The sequence below is a fragment of the Vibrio halioticoli NBRC 102217 genome (genome assembly GCF_000496695.1).
Taxonomy (GTDB): Bacteria; Pseudomonadota; Gammaproteobacteria; order Enterobacterales; family Vibrionaceae; genus Vibrio; species Vibrio halioticoli.
In genome coordinates this window covers 82,027-106,994 of sequence record NZ_BAUJ01000010.1, presented here as the reverse complement: position 1 = coordinate 106,994, position 24,968 = coordinate 82,027, and the positions used below count along the sequence as shown (strand labels likewise).

At 43.3% G+C, this 24,968-nt stretch carries 19 protein-coding genes; 9 read left to right on the top strand and 10 right to left on the bottom strand.

The annotated features are described in order from the left end of the window. Both VHA01S_RS04880 and VHA01S_RS04875 read right to left on the bottom strand, forming a co-directional pair. A partial coding sequence (locus tag VHA01S_RS04880) for a DEAD/DEAH box helicase (protein WP_023403241.1) occupies nt 1–1,227 on the bottom strand: 1,227 nt, incomplete at its 3' end. 27 nt (nt 1,228–1,254) lie between these two features. Continuing rightward, a complete protein-coding gene (locus VHA01S_RS04875; RefSeq protein WP_023403240.1) occupies nt 1,255–1,731 on the bottom strand; it encodes a YehS family protein in 477 nt (158 codons plus the stop codon). Nucleotides 1,732–2,115: 384 nt separating this feature from the next. Between VHA01S_RS04875 and VHA01S_RS04870 the strand changes: the two genes are divergently transcribed. The 3 genes from VHA01S_RS04870 to VHA01S_RS04860 all read left to right on the top strand — a co-directional run bounded on the left by VHA01S_RS04870 (nt 2,116) and on the right by VHA01S_RS04860 (nt 5,448). Further along, nucleotides 2,116–3,015 carry a TAXI family TRAP transporter solute-binding subunit gene (locus VHA01S_RS04870; RefSeq protein ID WP_119006013.1) on the top strand — a complete coding sequence of 300 codons (900 nt, stop codon included), beginning with the start codon at nt 2,116–2,118 and terminating at the stop codon, nt 3,013–3,015. Between the two features lie 83 nt (nt 3,016–3,098). Further along, entirely contained in the window at nt 3,099–5,006 is a 1,908-nt protein-coding gene (locus VHA01S_RS04865) for a TRAP transporter permease (protein ID WP_023403238.1), read from the top strand. A 139-nt stretch (nt 5,007–5,145) separates the two neighbouring features. After that, the gene (locus VHA01S_RS04860) at nt 5,146–5,448 is read left to right on the top strand and encodes a DUF3861 domain-containing protein (protein ID WP_023403237.1); all 303 of its coding nucleotides are present in this window, start codon (nt 5,146–5,148) and stop codon (nt 5,446–5,448) included. Between the two features lie 131 nt (nt 5,449–5,579). On the opposite strand, the gene VHA01S_RS04855 is transcribed toward VHA01S_RS04860, so the two are convergent. After that, nucleotides 5,580–6,536, bottom strand: coding sequence for an AEC family transporter (locus VHA01S_RS04855; protein ID WP_039970185.1), 957 nt, complete (start codon nt 6,534–6,536; stop codon nt 5,580–5,582). Nucleotides 6,537–6,762: 226 nt separating this feature from the next. Between VHA01S_RS04855 and VHA01S_RS04850 the strand changes: the two genes are divergently transcribed. Continuing rightward, nucleotides 6,763–8,754, top strand: a complete 1,992-nt coding sequence (locus VHA01S_RS04850; protein WP_023403235.1) for a peptidase U32 family protein — start codon at nt 6,763–6,765, stop codon at nt 8,752–8,754. A 684-nt stretch (nt 8,755–9,438) separates the two neighbouring features. Here the strand turns inward: VHA01S_RS04850 and VHA01S_RS04845 are convergent. The 3 genes from VHA01S_RS04845 to VHA01S_RS04835 form a co-directional block, all read right to left on the bottom strand. Next, the gene (locus VHA01S_RS04845; RefSeq protein ID WP_023403234.1) at nt 9,439–10,017 is read right to left on the bottom strand and encodes a hypothetical protein; all 579 of its coding nucleotides are present in this window, start codon (nt 10,015–10,017) and stop codon (nt 9,439–9,441) included. Between the two features lie 1,672 nt (nt 10,018–11,689). Further along, nucleotides 11,690–12,958 carry an NRAMP family divalent metal transporter gene (locus VHA01S_RS04840; RefSeq protein WP_023403233.1) on the bottom strand — a complete coding sequence of 423 codons (1,269 nt, stop codon included), beginning with the start codon at nt 12,956–12,958 and terminating at the stop codon, nt 11,690–11,692. A gap of 164 nt (nt 12,959–13,122) precedes the next feature. Beyond that, a complete protein-coding gene (locus VHA01S_RS04835; RefSeq protein ID WP_039970172.1) occupies nt 13,123–13,986 on the bottom strand; it encodes a DMT family transporter in 864 nt (287 codons plus the stop codon). Between the two features lie 351 nt (nt 13,987–14,337). Here VHA01S_RS04835 and VHA01S_RS04830 point away from each other — a divergent pair, with 351 nt between their 5' ends. Further along, on the top strand, nt 14,338–15,258 hold the full coding sequence (locus VHA01S_RS04830) for a ParB/Srx family N-terminal domain-containing protein (RefSeq protein ID WP_039970170.1): 921 nt from the start codon (nt 14,338–14,340) through the stop codon (nt 15,256–15,258). Between the two features lie 93 nt (nt 15,259–15,351). On the opposite strand, the gene VHA01S_RS04825 is transcribed toward VHA01S_RS04830, so the two are convergent. Together VHA01S_RS04825 and VHA01S_RS04820 are read right to left on the bottom strand one after the other, a co-directional pair. Next, nucleotides 15,352–15,807 (bottom strand): DUF411 domain-containing protein, encoded by a 456-nt coding sequence (locus tag VHA01S_RS04825; RefSeq protein WP_023403230.1) that lies wholly within the window; start codon nt 15,805–15,807, stop codon nt 15,352–15,354. Between the two features lie 114 nt (nt 15,808–15,921). Beyond that, on the bottom strand, nt 15,922–16,308 hold the full coding sequence (locus VHA01S_RS04820) for a hypothetical protein (protein WP_023403229.1): 387 nt from the start codon (nt 16,306–16,308) through the stop codon (nt 15,922–15,924). Nucleotides 16,309–16,667: 359 nt separating this feature from the next. Between VHA01S_RS04820 and VHA01S_RS04815 the strand changes: the two genes are divergently transcribed. The 4 genes from VHA01S_RS04815 to VHA01S_RS04800 all read left to right on the top strand — a co-directional run bounded on the left by VHA01S_RS04815 (nt 16,668) and on the right by VHA01S_RS04800 (nt 21,874). Beyond that, a complete protein-coding gene (locus VHA01S_RS04815) occupies nt 16,668–17,084 on the top strand; it encodes a MerR family transcriptional regulator (RefSeq protein ID WP_021712814.1) in 417 nt (138 codons plus the stop codon). Further along, nucleotides 17,081–19,867: a heavy metal translocating P-type ATPase gene (locus VHA01S_RS04810; protein WP_023403228.1), complete on the top strand. Its 2,787-nt coding sequence runs from the start codon at nt 17,081–17,083 to the stop codon at nt 19,865–19,867. The genes VHA01S_RS04815 and VHA01S_RS04810 overlap by 4 nt, the downstream gene beginning before the upstream one ends. A gap of 208 nt (nt 19,868–20,075) precedes the next feature. Beyond that, on the top strand, nt 20,076–21,416 hold the full coding sequence (locus VHA01S_RS04805; RefSeq protein ID WP_023403227.1) for a hypothetical protein: 1,341 nt from the start codon (nt 20,076–20,078) through the stop codon (nt 21,414–21,416). A gap of 23 nt (nt 21,417–21,439) precedes the next feature. After that, entirely contained in the window at nt 21,440–21,874 is a 435-nt protein-coding gene (locus VHA01S_RS04800) for a hypothetical protein (protein ID WP_023403226.1), read from the top strand. On the opposite strand, the gene VHA01S_RS04795 is transcribed toward VHA01S_RS04800, so the two are convergent. Further along, entirely contained in the window at nt 21,858–23,090 is a 1,233-nt protein-coding gene (locus VHA01S_RS04795) for a BamA/TamA family outer membrane protein (protein ID WP_052029576.1), read from the bottom strand. The genes VHA01S_RS04800 and VHA01S_RS04795 overlap by 17 nt on opposite strands. Before the next feature lie 297 nt (nt 23,091–23,387). Continuing rightward, entirely contained in the window at nt 23,388–24,773 is a 1,386-nt protein-coding gene (locus VHA01S_RS04790; protein WP_023403224.1) for an SLC13 family permease, read from the bottom strand. Nucleotides 24,774–24,968 lie beyond the last annotated feature (195 nt).

Genomic DNA, 24,968 nt, shown 5'->3' with positions numbered 1-24,968 from the left:
AGTGTGATGGGTATTACTTTTAAACTGCTTGATGCTTTTCTTTGCTTGAGTACGGCGGTTCGCTTTTTTATCTCTAGGCGCTCGCTTGCTCTGACCTGAAGAGGGCTTATCCGTAACAGGGAAACCTTCAAGCTCTTGCAGTGCCAACTCTCGCTGGGTAAGTTGACGAATCGCGCTTAAATACTCAGTTTCACCATGACACACCAATGAAATTGCAGTGCCTTGCTCGCCAGCTCGCGCAGTACGCCCAATGCGATGTACATAAGCTTCAGCATGTGACGGCAGTTCAACATTAATAACCACAGGTAAGTGCTCGATATGAATGCCACGCGCCAGTAAGTCGGTCGCAATAAGGACGTTCACTTGTTTTTGTTTAAACTGTTCTAGAGTTGCTTCACGCTCTTGCTGAGATTTATTGCCATGCAAAGCCGCAGCGACAATGCCGGCTTTATTGAGCTTTTTGCAAAGCGCATCGGCGTTATCTTTAGCGTCAATAAACACCAGCACTTGCGGCCAATTGTTTTTCTTTAATTCAGAAATAAGCGCGTTGGCTTTGCTGCCTTTATTGACCAAATATAAGGTTTCTTCAATGCCTTCTACCAAACTATTGGTCACTGTGGTTTGAATGCGTTTTGGTTCGCTCAATAATGGCGCCGCTTGTGTTTGCAACTCGCTAGAGAAAGTCGCTGAGAACATGGCGGTTTGATGTTTTGACGGTAGCAATTCAATGATTTTTTGAATATCAGGCCAAAACCCCATATCCAATAATCGGTCAGCTTCATCTAACACTAAAGTGTGTAAACGGCTCACATCGATGGCTTTATCAAGCAACAAATCAAGCAGACGACCTGGGGTTGCCACCAAAATCTCCGGTGATAGCAATAACTGCTGCTTCTGAATGTCTTTGTCTATGCCACCACAAAGAGAGATAGCGCTGACGTCTGTAGCATTAGCATACGGCAATAAAGATTCACTGACCTGCTGGGCAAGCTCGCGTGTTGGCACTAATACAATGGCTTGGGTCGTACAAGGGCTCAAACGCACTTGCTCAAGTAAGGCGATACCGTACGCTAACGTTTTACCACTGCCTGTTTGCGCTATCGCTAATACATCTTGTTTTTCCAATAGAGAGGGGATAGCAAGTTGTTGAACTTCGGTTAACGTCTTAAAGTTAGCGGCTAAAAGAGTGCTAATCTCAGAACAAAGTGGCAAATTGGAGTACGGCATAGTCATTATCTTATCGGTCTGTATCAATTAATCGTTTTCGGTATCTGTTGGGCGAAGTTGCAGTTGCACGCCCGTTAAAAAGTTGCGTAGGATTTGGTCTTTGCACTCGCGGTAATGCTTGTTTTCAGGTTTACGGAAAAACGCGCTTAGCTCGTGCTTGCTCACATTCAAGTCCGCCACTTTTAGTGTGTCTAAAATATCATCTGCCTTCATGTTTAACGCAATACGTAGTTTCATGAAAACCATATTATTGGTTAAGCGAGACTCAGGCTTAGGTTGCTCACCTTCACGTTTACCACGTTTGATATTGATAAATCCGTTTAGGAAAATAGCCAATTCTTTGTCGATGATCTTACAAAACTGTTCGTCTTCCTCTCTCTTTAGCCAGTTACTCACTTGAGATCGTGTAACCTCAAGATCAGCGGCAGCAAACACATTAATCATGTCAGCGTCTTTAAGGTCAAAGGTATAGCGAATACGGCGTAAAATATCGTTATTAGTCAAAATAATTCCTAATGGAGTGGGTTACTAAGTGTGAGTGAGCGTGCACCTTAACACAGACCCTAGGGGGAATATAAATATTAGTTGGATATTCTGGGTTGATACAGGTCGTTATACGTTGGTCTGCTTTAAGCAAGCTGTGCATTTTTATTAGGCATTGAACAAAAGAAATGCGAGTTACGAATAAAATCGCATGCTTCTAAAATATCAAATTTAATCACGCATTTGTAACACTGACATCACAATCAGCCGAACATTACTTTGACTTGTTTAAGACTACTAGTAATGCTTGTGCATCTAGTTTGGTGGTTTTGTGTCAAATCCACCCAGCCATCTAGATTAATAATCAAGGAGATAGATGTGATAAATCGTAGCTTAATATTGGTTATGGCATGCTTATTATCGTTATCGGTAAATGCAGCAAACTATTCAATTGGCACCGGCGGTCAAAGTGGTATTTATTACCCATTTGGCGGTGCTTTGGCGAAAGTATGGTCAGAAAACGTACCGGAAGTGAATGCTAAAGCAGAAGTCACAGCCGCTTCTGTTGAAAACACCATTAAAGTGGTTCGTGGCGATATGATTGCCGGTATTGCGATGGGTAACGTTGTACTTGATGCCTACAATGGTCAAGGCAAGTTCCCTGCGAAAATGCCAGTGAACACGCTGTTCGCATTATACCCAAACCTTGTGCACACATTGACCTTAGAAAAATCGGGTATCAATTCTTTAGCGGATTTGAAAGGCAAACGTATCTCTCTAGGTGCGCCTGGCAGTGGTACAGCGGTAACCTCTGCTGCGTTACTTGAGTCTATTGGAATTGATGTTAAAAAAGACATCAAAGCGGTGTATTTAAACTATTCAGAGACAACGAACGCGCTCGCCAATGGTCAAATTGATGCTGGATTCATTGTCGGTGGGCAAGGTGTTGGCGCAGTTACGCAGGTTGCGTTGACGCATAAGATCAAGATCCTTTCGATTACTGCTGATGAAAGTAAAGCTTTCATTGAGGCAAATCCGGCTTATAGCGCTTACAGTATCCCTGCAGACGTTTATAACAATGTAGGTGCAGTGTCGACATTAAGCGTTTGGAATGTATTAGTGGTGAATGCCAATATGAGTGACGATATGGCGTATAACTTAACTAAATCTGCTTATGAACACATTGGAGATATTAGAAAAGTGGTGAAAATGGCGGAAATGACCACGCCTGAAAACGCTGCTCGCCTACAAGGTGTACCTTTGCATCCAGGTGCTAAAAAATACTTAGATTCTATTTCTAAATAGAACTACTTAACTAGAAGGCAAGCATAGTTTCATGCTTGCTTTTTTTGTGCTTCACATTTTTCGTTCATATTTCAGGTGTTGTTATGAATGTAACTGATAATAAAAAGACGCAAGATCTTGCTGCCAATTTACCTTACGAAAGAGTGACGACATTTTTTGGCTATTCCATTTTGTTGTTTGCGGTATCACTTTCGATCTTTCAAATTTGGCAAGGAATAAGCTCAACGATTTCCGCTACCTATTTTAGACCGATACACCTATGTTGGGTGTTAGTGCTGATATTCTTACATTTTCCGCTTATTTCAAATCGCCGTAATAAGTTTTATCTAGTAGGGCGAACCATAGATGTCATCCTCTGCTTGCTGGTCGTGTTTGCGGGATATCGGATGTCTGTGTTTGATTACAACGACATCAACTACTTATTTTATGGGTTGCAAGCCGCAGATATGTTTGCCGGCGGGGTGTTAATTGCACTGCTCATGGAAGGGTGTCGCCGAACTGTGGGCTGGGTGATGGTCTTTATTGCCCTAGCATTTTTAAGTTACAGCATGTTTGGCGATCTGTTGCCCAGTGCTGTTTCAATAAAGGCTTATACCTTACAAGAGCTGATTCAATTTCAGATATTTTCAGCTAATGGCGTGTTTGGCTCTGCATTGGGTATTGCCGCAACCACAGTCTTTATTTTTGTATTATTTGGCGCTTTTCTTGAAGTCACAGGGGCGGGTAAATTCTTTATCGATCTGGCATTTGCCATTGCGGGCAAATATCGAGGAGGCCCAGCAAAGGCGGCAGTGCTTGCATCGGCAGGCTTAGGTTCTATTTCGGGCTCCGCTATTGCTAATACGGTAACCACAGGCTCTATTACTATTCCCATGATGAAGAAGTTGGGATACAAGCCAGAGCAAGCTGCGGGGATCGAAGCGGCGGCTTCAACGGGTGGGCAAATTATGCCTCCGATTATGGGCGCTGGCGCATTTGTTATGGCCCAGTTTACGGGTGTGCCATATAGCGACATTATGTTCGCCTCGATTGCACCTGCAATACTGTATTTCTTCTGTACATTGCTGTACGTGCACTTAATGGCCTGTAAATTAAATTTACAAGCGGTAAGTAAGACAGAAGCAGTCATCGCTGTAATGAAGCATGGGGCGCATCATTTAATTCCTTTGGTATTGATTACTGCTTTGTTGATGATGGCATATTCCCCGCTATTGGTCGGCGTGGCAGGTTGTGCTGCCATTCTAGTGGTGGCAAGTACGCGAAAGCATAGCCGGATTGGTTTTAAAAAGTTTTTTGAAGGCATGAAAAACGGTGCGCTTTTAGCTTTACCTATTTCTGCGGCTTGTGGCGCAGCAGGCATCATTGTCGGCGTTGTAGGGCAAACTGGGATTGGATTGCAATTTACCCAATTTGTGATGGATTTCTCGGGCGGTTATATGATTATCGCCTTGGGATTAATCAGTATCGTGGCTTTGATTCTGGGAATGGGCTTGCCTGTTACCGCCGCTTATATTGTTCTTGCAGTGATGGCAGTCCCTATGCTGACAGATTTCGGATTACCCATTTTAACTGCGCACTTGATCGTATTTTGGTTATCACAAACATCCAATGTCACGCCGCCTATTGCCTTAGCTGCATTTGCAGGGGCCGGGGTAGCGAATGCCAATCCAATGAAGTCGTCAGTTGAGGCATTTAAACTGGCAGGCGGTCTGTTTGTTATCCCTATTATGATGGCCTATACAAATTTGGTTAACCCTGGTGAGGGTGTAGTTGCCTTATTTATATCCGTAGCGCAGACATTAGCGATAATTGTCGCTATTGCAATCACCATCGAAGGTTACTTGTTTAACTCGTTAAGTAAACTCGAACGTTTAGCATCGGCAGTTGCTATCCCATTGCTTTTATTGAATTTTTATAATACAGGCATTATTGGGGGCTTAATTATTGTGGCAATAGCAGCTTTACAATGGCGTTCTCATAACAAAAAATAAATCCTAGGGTAAAACCCCATTTAATTTTGAACCTCGATCATTTGGTCGGGGTTTTTTATTGTCTGTTTAATTAATGGTTGACTAAATCAACTAACATCACTATAGTTGTCATTATCAACTTAATTAAAGGAAGTCATCTATGATTCGCAAAGCAAGAAAAGATCATCACTACAGCGTAACTATTGAAGAAACTACCGCAGAAGGTGAAGTGCAAAAATTGCAATTTGAATTCGAAGATCGTGAAGATATGTTTAATGTGGTGGCGATGATGAATAAGGGTACAGACTTAACTCTAGAGGAGGCGACAAGAGTGGGTGTGGCGCTGAGATTGCTTGGGCCTGTAATGATGGTGAATCGAAAACATACGTTGTTTTCTGAGTTCATGCCGCACTTTAAGACGTTTATGCAGAGTTTGAAAAAGGGTTTAAAGGCGCAGCAATAAGCGCAAAGTGATTAATGCTATTAATCAAACTGAAAGTGATGAGCAATGAGAGTTTTATTGGTTGGGAAAGAAACAAAGGCCGCATAAGCTGCGACCTTTATTCATTTAAGTTCTACTGTGAAGTATCGCTATTAATACAGTAAATTCATGCTATTTAGAATCACTAAACCAATAGTGGTGGTAATAACCGACAAGATAGTGGTTAGAGCAATAATATTGGCTGCCAGAGTTGAATTTCCGCCCATTGAGCGAGCCATAATATAGCTGGCGGCGGCGGTTGGCGCTGCGGTCATAAAGAAGATGATGCCTAGTGCTTCGGCGCGAAATCCTAGCGCGTAAGCCAGCAAACAGCTGAATATCGGTGCAACAACCAGTTTAACTACCGTTGCAAGCCAAGTGGCGAAGGTTTCTGCTCGTAGTGATTTAAGATCCAATGAGCCGCCCGTACAAAGCAGGGCAAGAGGTAAGGTCATGCTAGCAAAGTAGTGACCGGCGTCTGAGGCAATCTTTGGTATCGGCAAACCAATAGCAGAGTAGAGCAGTCCTGCAATAATTGAGATGATCAAAGGGTTGCTAGTAATGCTTTTGCTCATGGCTTTTATTGCGCTACTGCCTGACTGTTCACCTTTCGGTGTTAACGATATAACCGCCAATACGTTATAAAGTAGAGTCGTTGCCGCCACGTATATTGCTGCGGTAGCAACGCCATCGCTACCGTAAATATTAGCGACGTAGGCAAGGGCAATAATACCTGTATTCGAGCGAAATGCCCCTTGTATGGTAACGCCGTTGTCTTTGTTTCCTTTCAATATCACGCCAACTAACGCAGTACAAAAAGCGAAAAACAGCAAGCTACTGCCCACAGTAAAGCCCACTAACGAGGCGCTGGTGGCAAAGTCATGATCAGCTTCCACAAGGCTAAGAAACAGCATGGTCGGTAAGGTGACTTTAAAGACGAGGTTGGATGCGCTCTGTATAAATACGTCATTAATTACGGATGTCTTTTTTAGGACAACGCCCATAACCAAGATTAAACAGATAGGCCCAGTTACCGAGATGGAAAAAGCGAGCTGATCTAAAAGTCCCATAAATGCCTGCAAAATGTTAAGTGTGACGGGAAAAAGCGCATAGTTGTACTTTTGTACTACAAATGAGCAAGGTACATATAATGCCATGATTATCACATGCTTGTAAAAGTCATTCAGACATTTGAGGGCTAACTCGACACAATTGTGAATTGGAAATCTGTGACCTAAGGTTACTTTTACCATTTTATGACGTAAGATGTGCGCCTAATTTTCTCGGGGATACATTGTGAAAAGAGAACAGTTCGAGCTATTGGCACCTGGCGGTGATCTAGATTCAATTAAAGCGGCAATCGCAGCCGGCGCAGACGCAATTTATTGTGGTTTAGACAGATTTAACGCTCGTAATAGAGCCACAAACCTGACTTTAGATAACCTAAATGGTGTAATTGAACTGGCGCATCAGCATCAATGTAAAATCTTTGTCACGCTTAACGTATTGATATTAGAGAGCGAATTGCCTGCTATTGTGCGTTTGCTCAGTCAGCTGAATACCACAAAAGTGGATGGCGTTATCGTACAAGATTTAGGCTTAGCCTACCTGCTTAAACATCACTTCCCTGAGTTAGATGTGCATGCTTCTACGCAGTTGAACACGCACAACGAAGGCCAAATACTGTTTCTGAATCAATTAGGCACCAGTCGCGTGAATTTGTCGCGTGAGCTTAATATTCAAGAAATCAAACATCTTGCGCAATTTGGTTTGCAGCACGATGTATTGATGGAAGTGTTTGTGCACGGCTCTTACTGCATTGGTTTTTCTGGCCTGTGTTACATCAGTTCTGCAAGAAACGGCGCATCTGGCAACCGAGGTCGATGCAGTCAGCCTTGTCGCGATCAGTATCAAACGACAGAAATGGGCAGCCATTACCCGTTAAACTTAAAAGACAACTCTGCCTTTGGCGATCTCGAAGCACTGGTTGACGCTGGTGTGTATTCATTGAAAGTAGAAGGGCGCATTAAAAAATCTCACTATGTGTTTACTGTGGTGGATAATTGGCGCAAGCAGATAGACAGATTTTGCGATGGTGAGCCGTTATTAACCGATAAAACTGAACTGTATACCGTATTTAACCGCGATTTCTCGAACGGCTTTTTGCAGGGTAACTTTGGCAAAAACATGTTCATTGATAACCCAAGAGATAATGCGGTTACGCATTTCTCTAAAGTGTATCAATGCACCTCAGAAGAGCAGGTCAACAGCGTTAAAACCAAGCTTTACGACGATAAAACGCAAATCATTGAGCATGTGGCTAAGGCAATCGCTGACTTTGATGTGACCGCCGAAACTGGACATGGTTCAACGTTAAAAAGTGGTATTGATACCTCGAAGATTTTAACTTTATCTCATCATCAACCAGAAAATTCAGTAGCAAATCTTTCAGTGCTGATTTCATCGTCAGAAGATGTGAGCCTACTGTCTCATTCAGATGTGGACGTGTATTACCAAATGCCAATGGGCGTAAAGGCCGAGCTGGCGAAACTGATCACACTCTTTACTGAGCACCCACAGCTTAAACCTTGTTTCCCTGCCATTTTGATTGGTGATGATTTCTCCGCATCAATAGAGTTTTTAGCCGCTGTGCGCCCTGAAATGTTAATCACCAACAATGCAGGTGTAGCGTATCAAGCGCAGCAGATGAATTTAGCATGGGTGGCAGGCCCGCACATGAATACCTCAAACTCATTTGCGATGCATTGTCAGCAACAAGAATTTGGCGCAAGTGGTGCCTTCATCTCTAACGAATTGAGCAAAGTGCAAATCCGTCAGTTAAAGCGTCCACAAAACTTCAGAACCTTCTACAGCATTTATCACCCGAATACTTTGCTAACCAGTCGTCAGTGTTTGTTCCAACAAACCGAAGGCTGTAAGAAAATCAAAGTCAATAAAGGCTGTTTAAAACGCTGTGAAAAACGCACGTCTATTATCAACCTCAAAGATAATCCGTATGTCATTCAAAAGCATAAAGGTAGCCACAATAGCATCTACAGTGAGCACAATGTGCTGAACTTAGAAATACTTGCAGATTTCCCTAACTTGCTGACCGATGTGATGATTGATCTTCGAGACATTCAAACTGAAACGCAAGTGGCAGTGTCAAAAGGGCAGTTAATCGAACTCTTCTTAGAGGCACTCAAGCAAGGTGAAGAGGGTGCGGTGGGGAATGTCCATAGCGTGTTAACACCAACGGTTAATCAGCAGTACCATAAAGGTATCTAGATAGGTTTTTGTTATCTTATTTGGGATGGGACAGAAAAAATTGTGATGCAAGCCATTGCGTTTTAGCCTTGTAAATGCACTCAAACGCCTCAATGCATAGTCACGCAGACTCATTGAGGCGTTTTTTATGGGGTAAACCGATTAGGGATTAAAAATTTGAAATACCAACACTTCTACTTAGGCAAAGCCAAACATCATCTCTGATGGGCCTATGGAAGGAGGCGTACCACTATCCGTACTTATTCGCGGAACCTAAATTACCATTAAACTAAGTGTTTCAAATGGAGCTCTAGCAATATAATGGCGTTTTATCTATTCAGATAGTACATCCAGCAAAGGAAAACGCAGTGGCGCATCTCAATTGCCATCCCTGAACGACATAGTAGGTAATTAAGATCTTGTTACGTAGGTTCAGCTATATCACTACATACGATAAGTATGGCAGCAAGAAGCCTGGGAATTGCATACCCTGATAGCCAGACGAGTATGACATACAAAAACGTCAACCTTAAACGAACGGCGACACACTTGAAGTTACCATGTAGAGCATCACACCAGGATCCGAAGATCAGTGCGGTGAATGAATAATCGGTTTTTACTTCACGTTGAAAACGAGTTGCTGGATATTCTAATAGATGTTTCACTCATATTTCCAAAGGGGCGATACATTGATCGTTCTTTTAATTAAAGGGCTTTTGTCTTTTCCCATACCGGTATGAACGCCTCAACAAAGTTATCGTTGGCCACAGTAAATCGACCACTACCCATGATGTCGATAGCTATATCCAGATCCTTCCCTTCCGCTAATTGAAGCGTGATATAGTTCATACCAGTTTGGGTTTCAGGTTGAAGCTCTACGTTCCAACGATAGACGTAGTTAGTCGTCTTGCTCTCTTGGTTGTAATCACTCTGTAGCGCACCATTACACACCGCCACCATATTAATGCTTTGCCCGTTCACGTTAGAGAGACCAACATTCACCTCTTTATATTCATTGGCGCTAAGTTGACTATGACGACCGCAGATTTGCTGTGTTGCCATATCGTTTTGCGGCACCATTATAGATGCGATGATGCTGTTATCATCATAAAAGTGCATGAAATGAATACTTAACTCACGGTCATATTTGGTGTCAGTGAGGTTGGCAAAGGTAGAGGCGTATACCCCCTCGTCCGTTCGCCACGTTGATGCGTTTGCGATGACAGATATCATTGATGCACCGAGCGCTAATGAGCCCAGCGAAGCTTTGCTAAGAATGTTCATTAAAAAGACCTTGGGTAATTTAAACTGTACGCATTTTAACCGAATCGTCGGTCTCGATGAATAAAGCAAACTTTAGGTAGGTCATTAATGACGTTTATAGGTAATATGAATCGGTCTGCAGGTATAGGCAAGAATGACGGTCCTTATCCAGACTGCTTGTGATATTTAGGTTTGAGGGGGTGCCTCTGACTAACCTTCTATTAGCGTATCTTTAAAATCATCGCAACTATGAGAGAGTAATAAAGTTAGTTACTAAAGCAGTCAAGTAACCCTGTTCGTACTGTTCTAAGTGATACGTAGCCCAAAAAGGATTCATACTAATTTCTACAACCGAGTCTGAATCGGGCTACCACTGAGTATTAAAGTACCATACTGGTTGTCTTCATCATCCGTTGAAACACGTTTCTGGACAAAACTTTGTAAGTTATATGACTAAATTGGTATATAGCGGATTAGCTTAGGCATGGGAAAGTAACGTCGTTTTAAGCGACTAAAATTATGTTAGCTACAATTTGTGAGGAACGAACAAAGCCAACTGTTTTTTGTCCTTGTTTAATTTCTTGTTATGTTTTAATTGCCCCGGTGCATGAACACCGGGGACTTGGTTTACAGTAAACCGATAAAGTGCAAGGTATCTAGAAGTTCGGAAACAGCTAGGATAACCAAAGCAACATTAAAAGTTACTTTAACTGTGGTTTGCTTTTTCATGGCATGAGCCTTAAAAATGCAGCCACATCAGCGCTGAGTGACTACGTTAATAACGTGATCGCTCTTTGGTGGTTACTAGATTTTGTGTGTGAGTATTCGTTCGACAAAACGAGTCCATTCACATCTATTGGCCACCTTACGGAGTGTTTGCCAACACTTCGGGATAGTCTTCCGTCACGAGTCCGCCTTATTGGCGTAAGTCGATTATTCGTGGCAGAGCTTTCCAATTCGATGAAACATAACAGCTTATTAATTAGCAGTAGGATAACCTCCTACTTTCTTGTAAGCCTCTTCCTCAAAATATCACTTGTAAGTGTTTGTTGTAAATGTGTTTTTTAATAAAAGCACGGGTTAAACATAACAACTTAGCAGATACAAAAGATGCATAAGTGTTTACGAGGTCTGTATAGCACTTTTATATATATTACAAACGATTTATGCATCTTTTCCATAGTAATTATCTTAACTTGAGCCATAACGGTGTATAAATACAGTGCATTGGTAAGGTAACGGTTGTGGAGCAATTAACATTTTGGGAGTCTATACAGACAGAGATCAGGGTAAGCCATTACAGCTATCAAACAGAAAAATCCTACCTCTATTGGAACCGCTATTTCATTTGACATTGCAATATTCGTCATGGCGCTTATATAACCCACACTTTGATTGAACAATTTCTTAGGCTATCACTATTTAATTGGTGCCATCCTATTTGGCTCAGCGCTAAGATTAAAGGAAGCCATAATATCTACGGGGTCAGGTCTTTGTTTTTGCATAATATTTTACCCTAGCAAGGAGAGGGGCATCAATAAGTTCACCAACACTCCCTGATTACAAACAAAAAGCACAAATTTAAAACCTAACTCGCATAAAAAAGGGGCTCAATGCACCCCTTTAGTATTACTACCACCAAAGCGCTATGCCTTGATCGTGATGATTCCTTTTTTGCTATCAGCAGAATGGTTTACATAAACCACTTCCACCACACAAATAGAGCCAAGAAACCAAACAAATAGATAAGTCCAACAATGGACAGTGCTTTCAGTTTTGGCCCTACTGCAAGCTCGGCAGGTAGCGGAGTGCGCGTAACTAAAATAAAGTTCAGCAGGGCGAAAAATGGCGTTGTAATAAAGGCCAGTACCATTGCAAAGTTCAGCATTGGTAGCAGTGCTTTGGCCAAAAATACTACGATAAATAGAGCCGATAGTGACACCACTAGCATCCAAATTTGATTGGTCATTGGATGAATGGTTTGGTCTTTACGCAGTAATCGTTGAGATTCAGTAATAACGCGTGAATAGCCATCAATCACGGTGATGGTACTACCAAAGATGCAGAAGAAGGCAATGACTGCCACTAAGTAGCGTGACCATTCGCCAATGGTAGACGCGTATAGGCCAATTAGCTGATGAGAAAAACCAACCCCAGAGGCTTGCAGTTCAACACCTGATCCATGTAGCAATAGCGCGCCCAAAGAGACAAATACTAAGGCTAAGATTGCTGTTCCAATATAACCCACGTTAAAGTCAAACAGTGCCGATTTTGGCGTCACCTCTTGATCTCTGCACTGACTTTTTAGCCACATTGACGTTAGGCTCGATATTTCGATAGGGGCGGGCATCCAACCCATAGTCACGACAATAAAACCAATTGCGGCAAGCGTCCAAGGTGAGGGTGATACAAAATCAGGTTCTGGCGTTACAGGGTTACCAAACGCTATCGCCACTGCAATTAATGTGGTGATGGTTAATACCACCATGATGATTTTTGATAAAGCGTCTAATGCTTTGTAGTGCCCGACAAATAAAATGCTTAAACAAGTGACTAACACTATGATCGACAATGTGGTCATCGACAGGTCAAATGGAATGAAATAGGCCAATAAACTGGCGCTAAACATTAGCAGAGCGGCGGTGTTGACCACAGAAGAGATCACACTCAATAGGGCAAATAAAATAAGGTAAGGTTTGCCCAAATTAAAATAGCCTTCAACTAAGCTAGTCTTTGTGCCAACGGTATATTGAACGCCTGCTTTAAAAAATGGGTATTTTAAAAGGTTAACAAGCAAGATCAAAATAGCCAGTTGCCAGCCGTAAATCGCACCGGCTTTGGTGGATGCAACTAAGTGAGAACCGCCGACAGCAGCGGCGGCGGCCATGATACCGGGACCCAACGAGCGGGCTAGCGTTCCTAATCGAGAAGGAGAACTAGACGGAAGAGTAGTGTTTTCCATTTGCTTATTTACCTAGTGAATATTTTTAAATATCACTTATAAATATCACACATTAAACAAGTGTCAATAAATACATACACTCCGTTTAGAAAATTATACATCACAACTCAAATAGAATGTTTTATAAGCTGTTTTATAGGTTTATCAGTTACCTCATTGCATCCTTAACTGCTGGCGTTATTTGTCTTTGCGGATTTTTTATATAAAGTCAGTGCGATTCCGCCAAGGATTAGCATCATACTCATCAGTCCGCTCAATGTGAGTGTTTCATTAAGAAAAACGACCCCCATTAGCAAAGCAATTGCCGGTACCGTTAATTGAGATAACGAGGCATTCAGTAAGCTCATTTTCGGCACTACGGCGTACCAGAGTACATAGCCGACGCCAGAGGTGAGTGCACCAGATATCACTCCATACAGTAGACCTTGTGGGATTAGATTATCGGGTGAAAGTAGCCAAGGAATCAGGCTAAGAGAGATGATTGATGCAATAATGAACCCTTTGGTAGTCGCAGGGAGCGCTGCATTTGCACGTTGACCTAATAAGGTGAATCCAGCCCAACTTACCCCTGACAACAACATGCTCAATACCGGCCAAAAACTAAAGCCTACTGCAGAAGGGTTAACTAACCATACGAACCCAGAAAAAGAGAGCAAAATTCCAAGCCATTCTATTGAGCTAAAGCGATGTCCGCGAAATAAATGTGCGCCTAATAACGAAAACTGCACCGCGCCAAATAAAATTAAAGCTCCGGTACCTGTAGTGAGAGAGGTATACGCTACAGAAAACAGCAAAGCGTAAAGAAATAAGCACACCCCAGACCATATTCCCAAGGACCACTGTTGATAAAACCCTTTAACGCCTTGAGTGCAGAGTAATATTACACTCAAGGTCACAGCGCCAGACATGATGCGAACTAAGGTAAAGACTTGCGCTGACGCTGCGCCGTCAATAAGAGCCAGTCGAGACAGCAATGAGTTGGCGGCAAAGGCAATCATCGCAAGGCCTGTTAACAATAAAATGCGCATCAATAAGCACCAACGTAATCAAGTGAAAATGCACCAAATGAGAAAGTGGTAATCAATTTGTCGATAACGTTTTTTGCGTTGTGAGTGTCTTTTGAAGTGCTAATCATTATTTCCTTATACCGCGAGTAACCGCTGCTTTAGCTTAAGAGTGATCAAGGTAACATAGGGCTGATGAGGCATAAAATACAATTCATTATCAGTCCTAACTTGTGGTTATAAATAAAAGTTCATATTAAAAGTGACATATCTTCGTCATATGCCAGTCACGCAGTGTTCCTAAGATATCCATAACTAGCGCTGAGGCATTTAGCCTTATACGTATTTTCAATGATCAATTGTTATGGATAGAAAATGAATTGTTTGAATAAGTCTTTAATCGCTTTGACCGCACTTGTCAGCATGCACTCGGTATTTGCACAGGATATTTCACAAGTAAAGCAGGGTGATGTGTATCAAGCTGTACTTTCCGAGTTAAAGCCAACTCAGCCATCAATTGGTTATGATCAGGTGTATTACAAGCTTGGGCGTTACCAACACGACGTTAAAAAGCAGTTCGATGAAATCTGTGAGGCAAATGGTCAAAAAGGGCTGGTTTCTTTTGATACTAATTCTAAGCCTTCAGACCCAAGCACATTTGAATGTGAAAAGAACGTTGGTGATGTGCGTAAAGACATGAAAACCATCGTAGTTGCGCCAAACAACGCTATCTACCTAACGGATGGACATCATACTTTCAATACCTTCACTCATATGTCTGGCGGCGGTAGTGATTTTAAAGTGCACGTTATCGTAGAAAAAGATTATCGCCACCTAAAATCTATGGATGAGTTTTGGGCAGAGCTAGAAAACGACAAAAACGCATGGCTGTTTGATCTTAACAACAAGCCAGTTGCACACACAGACTTGCCACAGCAACTCGGCATGAGCAACTTTGCTAACGACCCATACCGCGCTCTAATGTACTACTCACGTGACGTGAGCTGGAACAAGCCTAAGCAACCGGTTCCTTTCCTAGAGTTCTACTGGGCAAAAGAGCTAAAGCCAGTATTTGACATCAACCGCTTTGATCTCACTACTGAAACAGGCTACATGGAAGCGGTAAAACAAGCCGCTGACGTGATTCTAGCGCTAGATACCACCAACCTAGGTGGTTCAGGTCTAAGCGCTAAAGAAATGGGACAATTTGATCGCTTTGATAATAAAGAATTCAAAAAAATGACCCGCAAGACTAGCAAGCTGAACTACATGTTAGGTTATAAAGCGTCGTTGTAATGTGATTGCTTGGCTACTTGTGGCGATTGCCCAGTAAAGGCTCCTTAGTAGGAGCCTTTATTATTTCGAGGGAAGAGTCATTAAGGTTGCTTGTTAATACTGAGCATAAACGCGAGTACTGCCATCCTCTAAAAAGGCAATCACCTGAAAATCTTTATAGGCTTCACCTTCTTTTGCCATACCCGGTGAGTGCATCGGCATCCCCGGAGCGCTTAAACCTTTTACGCCTGCTGGGCGCTCTTTGAGCAGCTTGGTAATCTCTTTTTCTGGCACATGACCTTCAATTAAGTAGCCGTCGATAATAGCGCTATGACAAGATTGCAACTTGCTTGGTAGCGAATGTTGCTGCTTGATTTCATGCCATTGATTTTGTTCATGAACCTCCACCTGATAGCCTTTGCTTTGCATGATTTCAGCCCACTCGGTACAGCATCCGCAGTTCGGGGATTTATACATTTGGAACTGAGTGCTGGCGTAGCTTAGGCCAGTAAATAATAGTGAGGCAGAAAGCACGGAAGTGGTGCGCATTGTTTTTAAAAAGGTATTCATTGTGTACTCCAGTGGTATTACTCGCAAGATAGGCGGGTGATACGTTTTGTTTAAGATGTGCTGTGTTTAAGAACAGCTTTTTAAGCATTATTTGGTTGGTGTTGATTGATAACGCTAAACAATAGGAGGACGAATAGGTTGTTGCAGGTGCGCACTTAATAGTTGCGATTTATTGCGCATCAAGGGGTCGGTACTTGCAATAGAAGTTAAAGCTAATAGAGGGGATGCGCTCAAATCGATCACAGTGCCACAGCTTTGTCCTGAGCAAAGGTGCTCAACACAGTCATGCCCCATCTTCACATGGGTATGGTTGGCGCAGTGAGCTTGTGCTGAATGCGCAGCATGACTCGATTGTACGCTTTCAACATTCGCTTGCGTTATTGCATTTGCCGGCATTGCGTGCTGAGAAAGGGAATTAAACGACGGCGTCATGCTGGCTACTAGCAGAGCTAGCATCCCCAAAATGGCGTAAAAATTGATGTGATAATGTCGTTTAATCATTGTACTACTCTAAACCTTGTCCTTTGGTTATAGCTTAGACGGTCTTTTTTGGTCAAGGTTAATATCATTTGTCGTGATGTAAATTAAATAACAGCAAATCAGCGAGTTAAACTGTTTGACCTATGCCTAGCACACAGGTTTTAGACTGTGACGGGAAATCATAAACAAAGGAAACAGATTATGGGTTGTTGTAATAAAGCGCCATCGGGCGGTACTCGTTCATTGTCACTATTTTTGAAGTTGGTAGCCGCAATATTTGTGATTATTTTCGTGATCGCACTCGTAACAAAATAATCGCTTGACCTATGTGTTGCTCCTAGGTTTTACACTAAGCTTAAAGTAACAATGAGAGACGAAAAATGATTACTTCAAAACTTGCCAAATTAGCCAATGTGTCACCGGATACGGTGCGTTACTACACCAAACGAGGTTTGATTGTGGCGACGCGAAACCCCGACAATGGTTACAAAGAATATGACCGCGCCGCTTTGCAACGTTTAAAGTTTATTCATCAAGCTCGTGAGATAGGTTTTGCGTTAAAAGAGATTGAAGCTATTTTAGCGTCAGCGGAGGAAGGAACTTCTCCTTGCCCCCAAGTAAGGCAAATGATGACCGAAAAAATCACTGAAACCGAACAGCAGATCTTAAGGCTGCAACAACATGTCAGCATGTTGAAAACCACCTTTGCTAGTTGGGAAAGTTTAAGTGATGGCACGCCGACCGGAGAGTCAATTTGTTGCCTGATTGAGTCTTGGACTAAGGACGACAACGCATGAGTCATTTTAGTCTGCGTCTTGCTGGCGTGTCGTGCCAAGGGTGCATCAATAAAATAGCGAAAAAGGGACAATCACTCGATGAAACCTTTGCCATTGCAAGCACCGTTGCCAATAAAACCGAGCACAATACCGACTATATATCAGCGCGAGTGAGCACCGCTCTTTCGTTAGATGAAACGATAAATCTCATTGAATCGCTAGGCTTTACCGCTGAGCAAGGGACATTGCCATCCTATGTTGGCGCTGTGCAAAACGTGTCGTGTCAAAAATGCGTAGGCAAAATTACCGGTGCGCTGCGTGAGCTAGATGAACTGGCTGAAGTCAGCATTGATTTAGACAAGCAAAGCATCGAAGTGGTCGGTTTGTTATCGCCTCAGCAAATTACATCGAGCTTAACTGAGCTCGGTTACGCGCCTAATCACAATGAAACGCAGACTTCTATTGAACAAGGCAATAGCAACAGCGCTGCACCGCAACAGGTGAACAGTAGCGCGCAGTTAGTGCGTTTAAACTTATTTGGCGTGACTTGCGCAAGTTGTGTTGCAAGCATCGAAAAGGCGGTGAATGCGGCTATTGCAACTGAATCTGCGCATGAATCCGTAACCATTAACTTTGCCAACCGCACCGCAAGCGTTTATTCCTCATTAACTGAGTCTCAACTTGTACAAACTATAGAAAACGCAGGCTATGGCGCCTCTGTGATTGTGGATGAAACGGCCGCTGAATCTGAGCGTGAGCAAAGGCAGCAACAAGAATATCAACACAAAATCAGGCACACCATAGGCGGTTTAAGCTTAGGTGTCCCTCTGATGCTGTATGGCATGCTGGGCGGTTCGATGACTGTGAATACCACGCAGCAACAACTGGCATGGGGCGTGGTAGGTTTGCTGACGTTGGCGGTGCTTTGGTTTAGCGGTCGACACTATTTTATTGGCGCAAGCAAGGCATTTAAAAATCGCAACGCAAACATGGATACCTTAATTGCCTTAGGCACAGGCTCCGCGTGGCTGTATTCCATTGTGGTAGTGCTCATGCCTGCGTTATTGCCTGACAGTGCCCGTCATCTGTATTTTGAAGCCTCGGCCATGATCATAGGTTTGATTAATCTTGGGCAAGCGCTGGAATTAAAGGCGCGCGGCAGAACCTCACAAGCCATTAAACGTCTGCTGGATTTACGCACTAAAACGGCGCTGGTGATAAAAAACGGTAAAGCCATTACCTTGCCCGTGGAGGAGGTGCAAATCGGCGATTTGGTATTGATTCGCGCCGGCGAAAAAATTCCAGTGGATGGTCAGGTTATTGAGGGCGAGTCTTTAATCGATGAATCCATGTTAACCGGTGAGCCGATTCCGGTGCTGAAATCCATCAAAGATACGGTATCGGCAGGCACTATTAATGGCGAGCAAAATCTGACTATTCAAGCGTCAAAAGTGGGCAGCGACACTATGTTGGCACAAATTATCGAGATGGTGTCGAATGCGCAAAACTCCAAACCTGCTATCAGTCATTTAGCGGATAAAGTATCGAGCGTGTTTGTACCGACGGTGATGATCTTATCCATCATTACTGCGCTCATGTGGTACAACTTTGGCCCTGCGCCAACGGTGATCAACATGTTGGTCACGGCTACTTCGGTACTTATCATTGCTTGCCCGTGCGCCCTTGGCCTTGCCACGCCAATCTCAACCATGATTGGCATTGGTAAATCAGCCGAGTTTGGCGGTTTGATTCGTAATGGCGACGCTTTGCAAATGGCAAGTAACATAGATGTGGTGATTTTGGATAAAACCGGCACTATCACCCAAGGCAAACCCAGTGTTGCCAATGTTGAGCACGTGCGTGAAACCCCCTTTACTCTGGACTACCTGACTGCGCTTGAGCAAGGCTCTACCCACCCATTAGCAAGCGCTGTGGTCAGCTATTGCGCGCAACATAAATCGCAAATTGCGCCTTTAGCTGTGGCTGATTTTGTCAATCTAACAGGGCGAGGTGTCACCGCTAATATCGATGGTCACAGTTTGTTATTGGGCAATCAAAGACTGATGCGAGAGCAAGGCGTTGATATTTCCGATGTTGCAACAAAGGCCGAGCAGTGGGAAGCCATGGCGCATACTGTGATTTACTTTGCCATAGATAAGCAATTACACACTTTACTCTCGATTAGCGACCCAATAAAAAGTGAATCTGCTTCGGCGATTGCCGCATTAACTCAGCTTGGCATTAAAGTGATGATGTTAACCGGTGATAACGAGCACACCGCCAAAGCCGTAGCGCAGCAAACGGGCGTAGATGAATTTCATGGCGAACTGCTACCGCAAGATAAACTGCAATGGGTTGAAACCCTGCAACAGCGAGGTTTAGTGGTGGCAATGGTGGGGGATGGCATTAATGATGCACCAGCACTGGCTAAGGCCAATGTTGGATTTGCAATAGGGCAAGGCACTGATGTGGCCATTGAAAGCGCTGATATCACCTTAATACGTGGTTCGCTGTTTGGCGTCTCTCAGGTTATTGAAGTGAGTAAAGCCACTATGCGTAATATCAAACAAAACCTATGGGGCGCATTTATCTACAATTCGGTGGGCATTCCTATTGCCGCGGGCGTGTTGTATCCGCTGTTTGGCGTGTTATTAAGCCCAATAGTGGCAGGGGTCGCGATGTCGCTATCGTCAATTACTGTGGTCAGCAATGCCAATCGATTGAGGTTGTTTACACCGAAAACACAGGAGCCTTCACAAGGGATAGCACAAGCAATAACACAAGGAGATCAGGCTAATGGTTAATCTAATAGGCATAGCACTGATTGGGTTTATCGTGTGGTGGTTTTGGCTGAAGTAACGGCGTACTTGTAAACACCTGTTAATATCAGTTTCGTTTTTATTAGGTAATTCAAATATCTATATACCGCAAATTGACTTACGCTATATAATTAGAAGGGTGTTACTATAACCCTGTAACGTCTTGTGAGTGGTATTAAGGATGGCTGAGTAAATGTTAGATTTGAAGATAACGGCAAAAAAGAGTATTGAGTTACAACAAACTCTCTCGGCCGCTTCACAATCGGAAACCACGGTTGAGTTTGTTATCCCAAGCAGTATTGATCTTGGGGATACTTTTTCTGCGGGTGATTTCTTTGATAACGCATTTACTCAAACGCGCCGCTTTCATAAAGGAAAAAGCATCAGCTTAATGCTGTTGTACATCAAAATACTGGAAAAAGAACAGCTTCCTTACGAGTCGTACAAAACCTCTATCAGCTTATTTGCGTATCTCTTTATCAATGAGATACGCTCTTTTAAGACCACCCAAGAAAAAGAAGAGCAAGCAGTAGAAGAGATCATTGCCAAGGCAAAAGGTCACTCTAATATTTTGACCTCATTCCGTCGTTTTAAATTAGAAGATGACCAAAAGTTTGAACGCTTTCGTAAAGTAGACGCCATTCTCTCTTATGAATTTGAGCAATATTTGCTAAGACAAACCGCGTATGTGCAAAACATCAAAGGGGCAACGGTGGCCCGTGATTATTTGTCACAACTCTCCATAGCCGAAGATGAATATCGCATCACGCAAATGTACGAAGGGATCTACTCGGTAAAAAGCATTGAAGCGGAAGACCAAGAAAAGCTTACTCGAATCTTTAACCAAACTGACCTACAAAAGAAATTGCTAGAGTTGCCCCTTCGGGTACACAGCAGCAGTAAGCGAGTGGGAGAGAAAGAGCGTTATCTGTCTCTTGCCATTGCCACGGGCCTGATTATGTTAGGTTTCAGTGTGGTGATTTTTCAGTTTCGTTTAATGGGGCTGGATACTGACTTGCAGTTTGTATTGGCATTCGCCGCCTTGTATGTGGTGCGGGATGTGTTTAAAGAGAGCATTAAATCTTGGGTGTTTGATAAGATCATTCGTAAAAAACCGCGTGTGGTGTCTACCTTTAGTAAGCCGGATAAAAAAACCGATATTGGTTCGGGAGAGACGTGGTTTAACTCGCAACCTAACTCTAAATTGGCGATTGCAAACCGTGAGAATATCTCGCTGTTTTTCAAAGAGATCGTTAATTTAAAGAACTTTGAATACAACGGTTTTAAAAAGATAAAAACCAGCACCACCGTCGATCTTAGCCCTATTATGCGCTGTTTCCCGAGTGAAAATCGCGATATGTATGTGTACTCCACATCCAATAAGTCGCGTAAAGTGAGCATTTCTCGTCGTGGTCGAATTGAAGTGAAAATTCATGAAAAGAAAACCGAGCCGGGTGGTATCAAAGAGCGCACCGCACGTTATCGAGTGACCTTTGATCGCACCAAGATCGTTAAACTTGAACCTTTGCAATAGTCGAGCTTGGTGAGTGAAGAGTAGTGAGTATCCCCGAACTTAGCTTTGAGCAGTGGGCTCTGATTGCCGATATCTATACACCAGTGCTAGTTGTTATTAGCTTGAAGTTGCTTTATTTATCGTCAGGAGATCCAAGAAAAGCTGAAATAAAAGCATTGTTAGCCACAACCGCAGTCGTGTACATTTCAATGTTTTTGGATGATTATTTCAGCATTTGGCCGGCGTTTGGCGCAGATTACAGCACCCATAGCGGCATTGCTTTAGTGTTTGTCGTGCACATTATCATTAAAAGTGCGTGGCGAGCACGAATACTCGCCATCGGCTCATTATTAGCTTATCTGCAGTTAATGCATCATCAGCACTATCATACCTATTTAGATATGAGCTCTACTCTTATCTATCTACTGCCATTATTTTGGTTAACTTGGCGTCAATTTGCAGTTAAAAGGGCTGATTGACCATAAACCACATGTAAGAGCCTTCCTCGGACATGGCATAATCTAAGCGTACAATTAAGCCTGCTGCTAGTGCTCGCACCGCAAAGCCACCATCCAATTTCATGTCTGAGGTGAGCTCGCCCAAATCATAACTTGGCGCAACTTGTCCCGCTTCGGCAAAGGCGACTAACTGGAACCAATCAATATTTAGAAATTTCAGCCAAGAGACGTCTTTAATTGGATTGTGGCGTAAGGTATATCGGTATTCTGCGGTGGCGTACAAACTGGCTTTGTCATGAAAGCGGTTCGAATCAAATCCGCGCATTCTATATAAACCACCGAGCGATGCACCCTCGTTATACGGCGGCGCGTTTTCAACTTGGCTATTTTGTGAATCAACCGCGGTGACTTTCCAAGAAGGTGAATAACCTGTCCAAAAGTTTAAGGCAATAATGCGTTGCAGTGCCCAGTTGCTCTCACCAATAGAGATGTATTTACTCATATCCAGTTCGACAAAATCCCATTTGCTGTCTTGAGAGATAAGCGTGCCTTCATAGGTGTAGCCGATATATTGGCGGCTACCCATAGATGGGTTGGGAGAAAAATCAGTATTATCATATTGAATGCCAAGCTCAAAAGCGTTCATATCGCCGTCTTGTTTGGCTTCGCCTGGGTTGGTATACGATTGGTAACGATTAAACTGACGCAACAATAATATGGTAGAACCGGTTTCCAGTGGGTTCCAGTAGGTGCTAGTTGGCCCATCGGTTAATAAACCATTGCGCAGGTGATAATGGGCTGTAGGAGAGTGCTTGGCCGAGCCAAGGGGTAGCACGTATTCTATTTTAAAATCTAGCCAGTTTGAAAATCCGTCCCCTTGGATATAATCATCTTGGCTTGAGCCTGAACTGCCTGGCCTTGGACTGTCGTTTGGCCACGAACCTGCGCCTATGGTATAAGCGCGCTGATCAGGAAAATAGGCGTACATGCCAGATACGGAAATAAAAGCGCGATTGGCAAACCAAGGGCGATAGTTCCAAAGCCCCGCGGAAATGCCGTAGCTTTCTTCGCCTCCCCATGCGGTTCCGCCAATCACCAACTGCTCTTGCCCAATGCCTTGTACTACACCACCGACACCCACATTTAAGCCCATCGTTTCAGTAGAAAACAGATACGGCAGTGCCATGGCGTTTTTAGTATCGTTAGCATTTTCGGCGCGAGTAATGGTGTATTTCATACCCACGGGAGTGGCAGCCTCAACACAAAATGATAAAGCCAAAGTGGACAATAGCACACTGCTACAGGAGATTTTACTAAGGGAAGAACTAGAGTGTTGTTTTTGTTTATTCATCAGTGAGATATGAGCATCCTGCTCCCGTTAATTAACGTCCGTTAATGATGATACAAATAAAAAACGTTCAGGAAAAGATAAGAAACTGCATGTTGTGCAATGAGTTTGTTTTGTGCGTTCAAGTGATGAAAAAAGAGGCAGTAACACGCTGCCTCTTTATTTAAGTGGTCGGTGAAAAATCGCTTACCAGAATACGGTGGCAATAAAGGTAAGAGCGATAATGCACGCAATATTCAAGACAATGCCCACTCGCATCATTTCTTGCTGCTTGATGTGCCCTGAGCCAAACACAATTGCATTTGGCGGAGTGGCTACTGGAAGCATAAAGGCACAAGAAGCAGCGACGGCAATCAATACAGACAGAATGACTGGCGACATGCCAAATACTTCTGCCACTGTCGCAAAGATGGGAATCAGTAGCGCCGCACTGGCGGTGTTGCTGGCAAATTCGGTTAAGAAAACCACAAACAGAGCAATGATGGCGATAATGAATAAGATGCCAAAATCTGAGATCAGGCTACTTAGTGTATTTGCCAAGAAAACACTGGTGCCGGTGGCTTTTAGAACATTACTTAAACAAATGCCGCCGCCAAACAAGATCAATACGCCCCAATCCGCGGTTTTTTCTATGTCTTTCCAGTGTACGACTCGCGCAAAGCTGACCAAGACAATTGCGCACAAGGCGACAATGGTATCAAAGCGTGAAATTCCGCCTAACATGGCGTTGATCGGCTTACTGAATATCCAGCAAGATACGGTCAAAGCAAAGATAGACAAAGTCACAATCTTACCTTTGTCCCACACTACCGGCTCACGGTTTAGCTCAAATGTGCCTTTCAAGTTTGGCTTGAGTACCAAATAAAGAGTGGTTACGGCAAGTGGCAATAAGATGATAGTGGCAGGTACGCCAAATGCCATCCATTCGCTAAAGGTCAGTCCCACTTCGGCTGCGGCAATGGCGTTCGGCGGTGAGCCTACTATGGTGGCGATACCGCCGATACTGGCACTGTAAGCTACGCCAAGCAGTACAAAGACATAGGTTTTGCGCTCTTTGCCTGCATCCACTTTACTGAGCACCCCTAATACCAACGGAAGCATCATAGCGGCTGTGGCTGTGTTACTGATCCACATAGATAAGCCTGCAGTCACACCAAACAGCATAAATACCGCGGTGCTCATTTTGCCTTTTGCCATGATCAGCACTTTATCGGCAATGACTTTATCAAGCCCTTGTACATGCATAGCCGCAGCAAGCGCAAAGCCCCCTAAAAAGAGAAAGATAATAGGGTTAGAAAAGTTGTTGAGGGCAGTTTGGGTATTAAAAATATCAAAGGCGACCGCCAAAATAGGCACTAAGATGGCGGTGATAGTTACGTGCAATGCCTCGGTTAACCAAAGCACTGCAATAAACACTAATATACTAAAGCCAAGCACGACCTGCGGTTCAAACGGCAACAGATTATATAGGGCAATAAACAGTGCGATATCAGCAAGGACTATCAAACTGTTTTTATGCATTAGCCATTCTTTGGTGTTGCTAGGGAGGGGGACAGTGTCATTTTTATGCATTTTATTTCTCCTCTTTGTAGCCTTTGACGATGTTATTTTTATTAATTCGCTTAATGTAGGGTGTACCACTATATGGTTACTAAATAGTCACATTATTTGTGTGTGTATGAAACGAAGTTATTGCGATTTTGTTAACTAAGGTGGGTGGGTGAGATTTTGCTGATTTGGAATGAGTGGCGTGTCACAACTTTATTG

Coding starts and splice junctions, on each gene's coding strand:
- VHA01S_RS04795 (WP_052029576.1), bottom strand. CDS start 23,090: ATGAAATACACCATTACTCGCGCCGAAAATGCTAACGATACTAAAAAC.
- VHA01S_RS04840 (WP_023403233.1), bottom strand. CDS start 12,958: ATGGAAAACACTACTCTTCCGTCTAGTTCTCCTTCTCGATTAGGAACG.
- VHA01S_RS04870 (WP_119006013.1), top strand. CDS start 2,116: ATGGCATGCTTATTATCGTTATCGGTAAATGCAGCAAACTATTCAATT.
- VHA01S_RS04855 (WP_039970185.1), bottom strand. CDS start 6,536: ATGGGACTTTTAGATCAGCTCGCTTTTTCCATCTCGGTAACTGGGCCT.
- VHA01S_RS04810 (WP_023403228.1), top strand. CDS start 17,081: ATGAGTCATTTTAGTCTGCGTCTTGCTGGCGTGTCGTGCCAAGGGTGC.
- VHA01S_RS04845 (WP_023403234.1), bottom strand. CDS start 10,017: ATGAACATTCTTAGCAAAGCTTCGCTGGGCTCATTAGCGCTCGGTGCA.
- VHA01S_RS04825 (WP_023403230.1), bottom strand. CDS start 15,807: ATGAATACCTTTTTAAAAACAATGCGCACCACTTCCGTGCTTTCTGCC.
- VHA01S_RS04865 (WP_023403238.1), top strand. CDS start 3,099: ATGAATGTAACTGATAATAAAAAGACGCAAGATCTTGCTGCCAATTTA.
- VHA01S_RS04820 (WP_023403229.1), bottom strand. CDS start 16,308: ATGATTAAACGACATTATCACATCAATTTTTACGCCATTTTGGGGATG.
- VHA01S_RS04835 (WP_039970172.1), bottom strand. CDS start 13,986: ATGCGCATTTTATTGTTAACAGGCCTTGCGATGATTGCCTTTGCCGCC.
- VHA01S_RS04830 (WP_039970170.1), top strand. CDS start 14,338: ATGAATTGTTTGAATAAGTCTTTAATCGCTTTGACCGCACTTGTCAGC.
- VHA01S_RS04805 (WP_023403227.1), top strand. CDS start 20,076: ATGTTAGATTTGAAGATAACGGCAAAAAAGAGTATTGAGTTACAACAA.
- VHA01S_RS04815 (WP_021712814.1), top strand. CDS start 16,668: ATGATTACTTCAAAACTTGCCAAATTAGCCAATGTGTCACCGGATACG.
- VHA01S_RS04860 (WP_023403237.1), top strand. CDS start 5,146: ATGATTCGCAAAGCAAGAAAAGATCATCACTACAGCGTAACTATTGAA.
- VHA01S_RS04790 (WP_023403224.1), bottom strand. CDS start 24,773: ATGCATAAAAATGACACTGTCCCCCTCCCTAGCAACACCAAAGAATGG.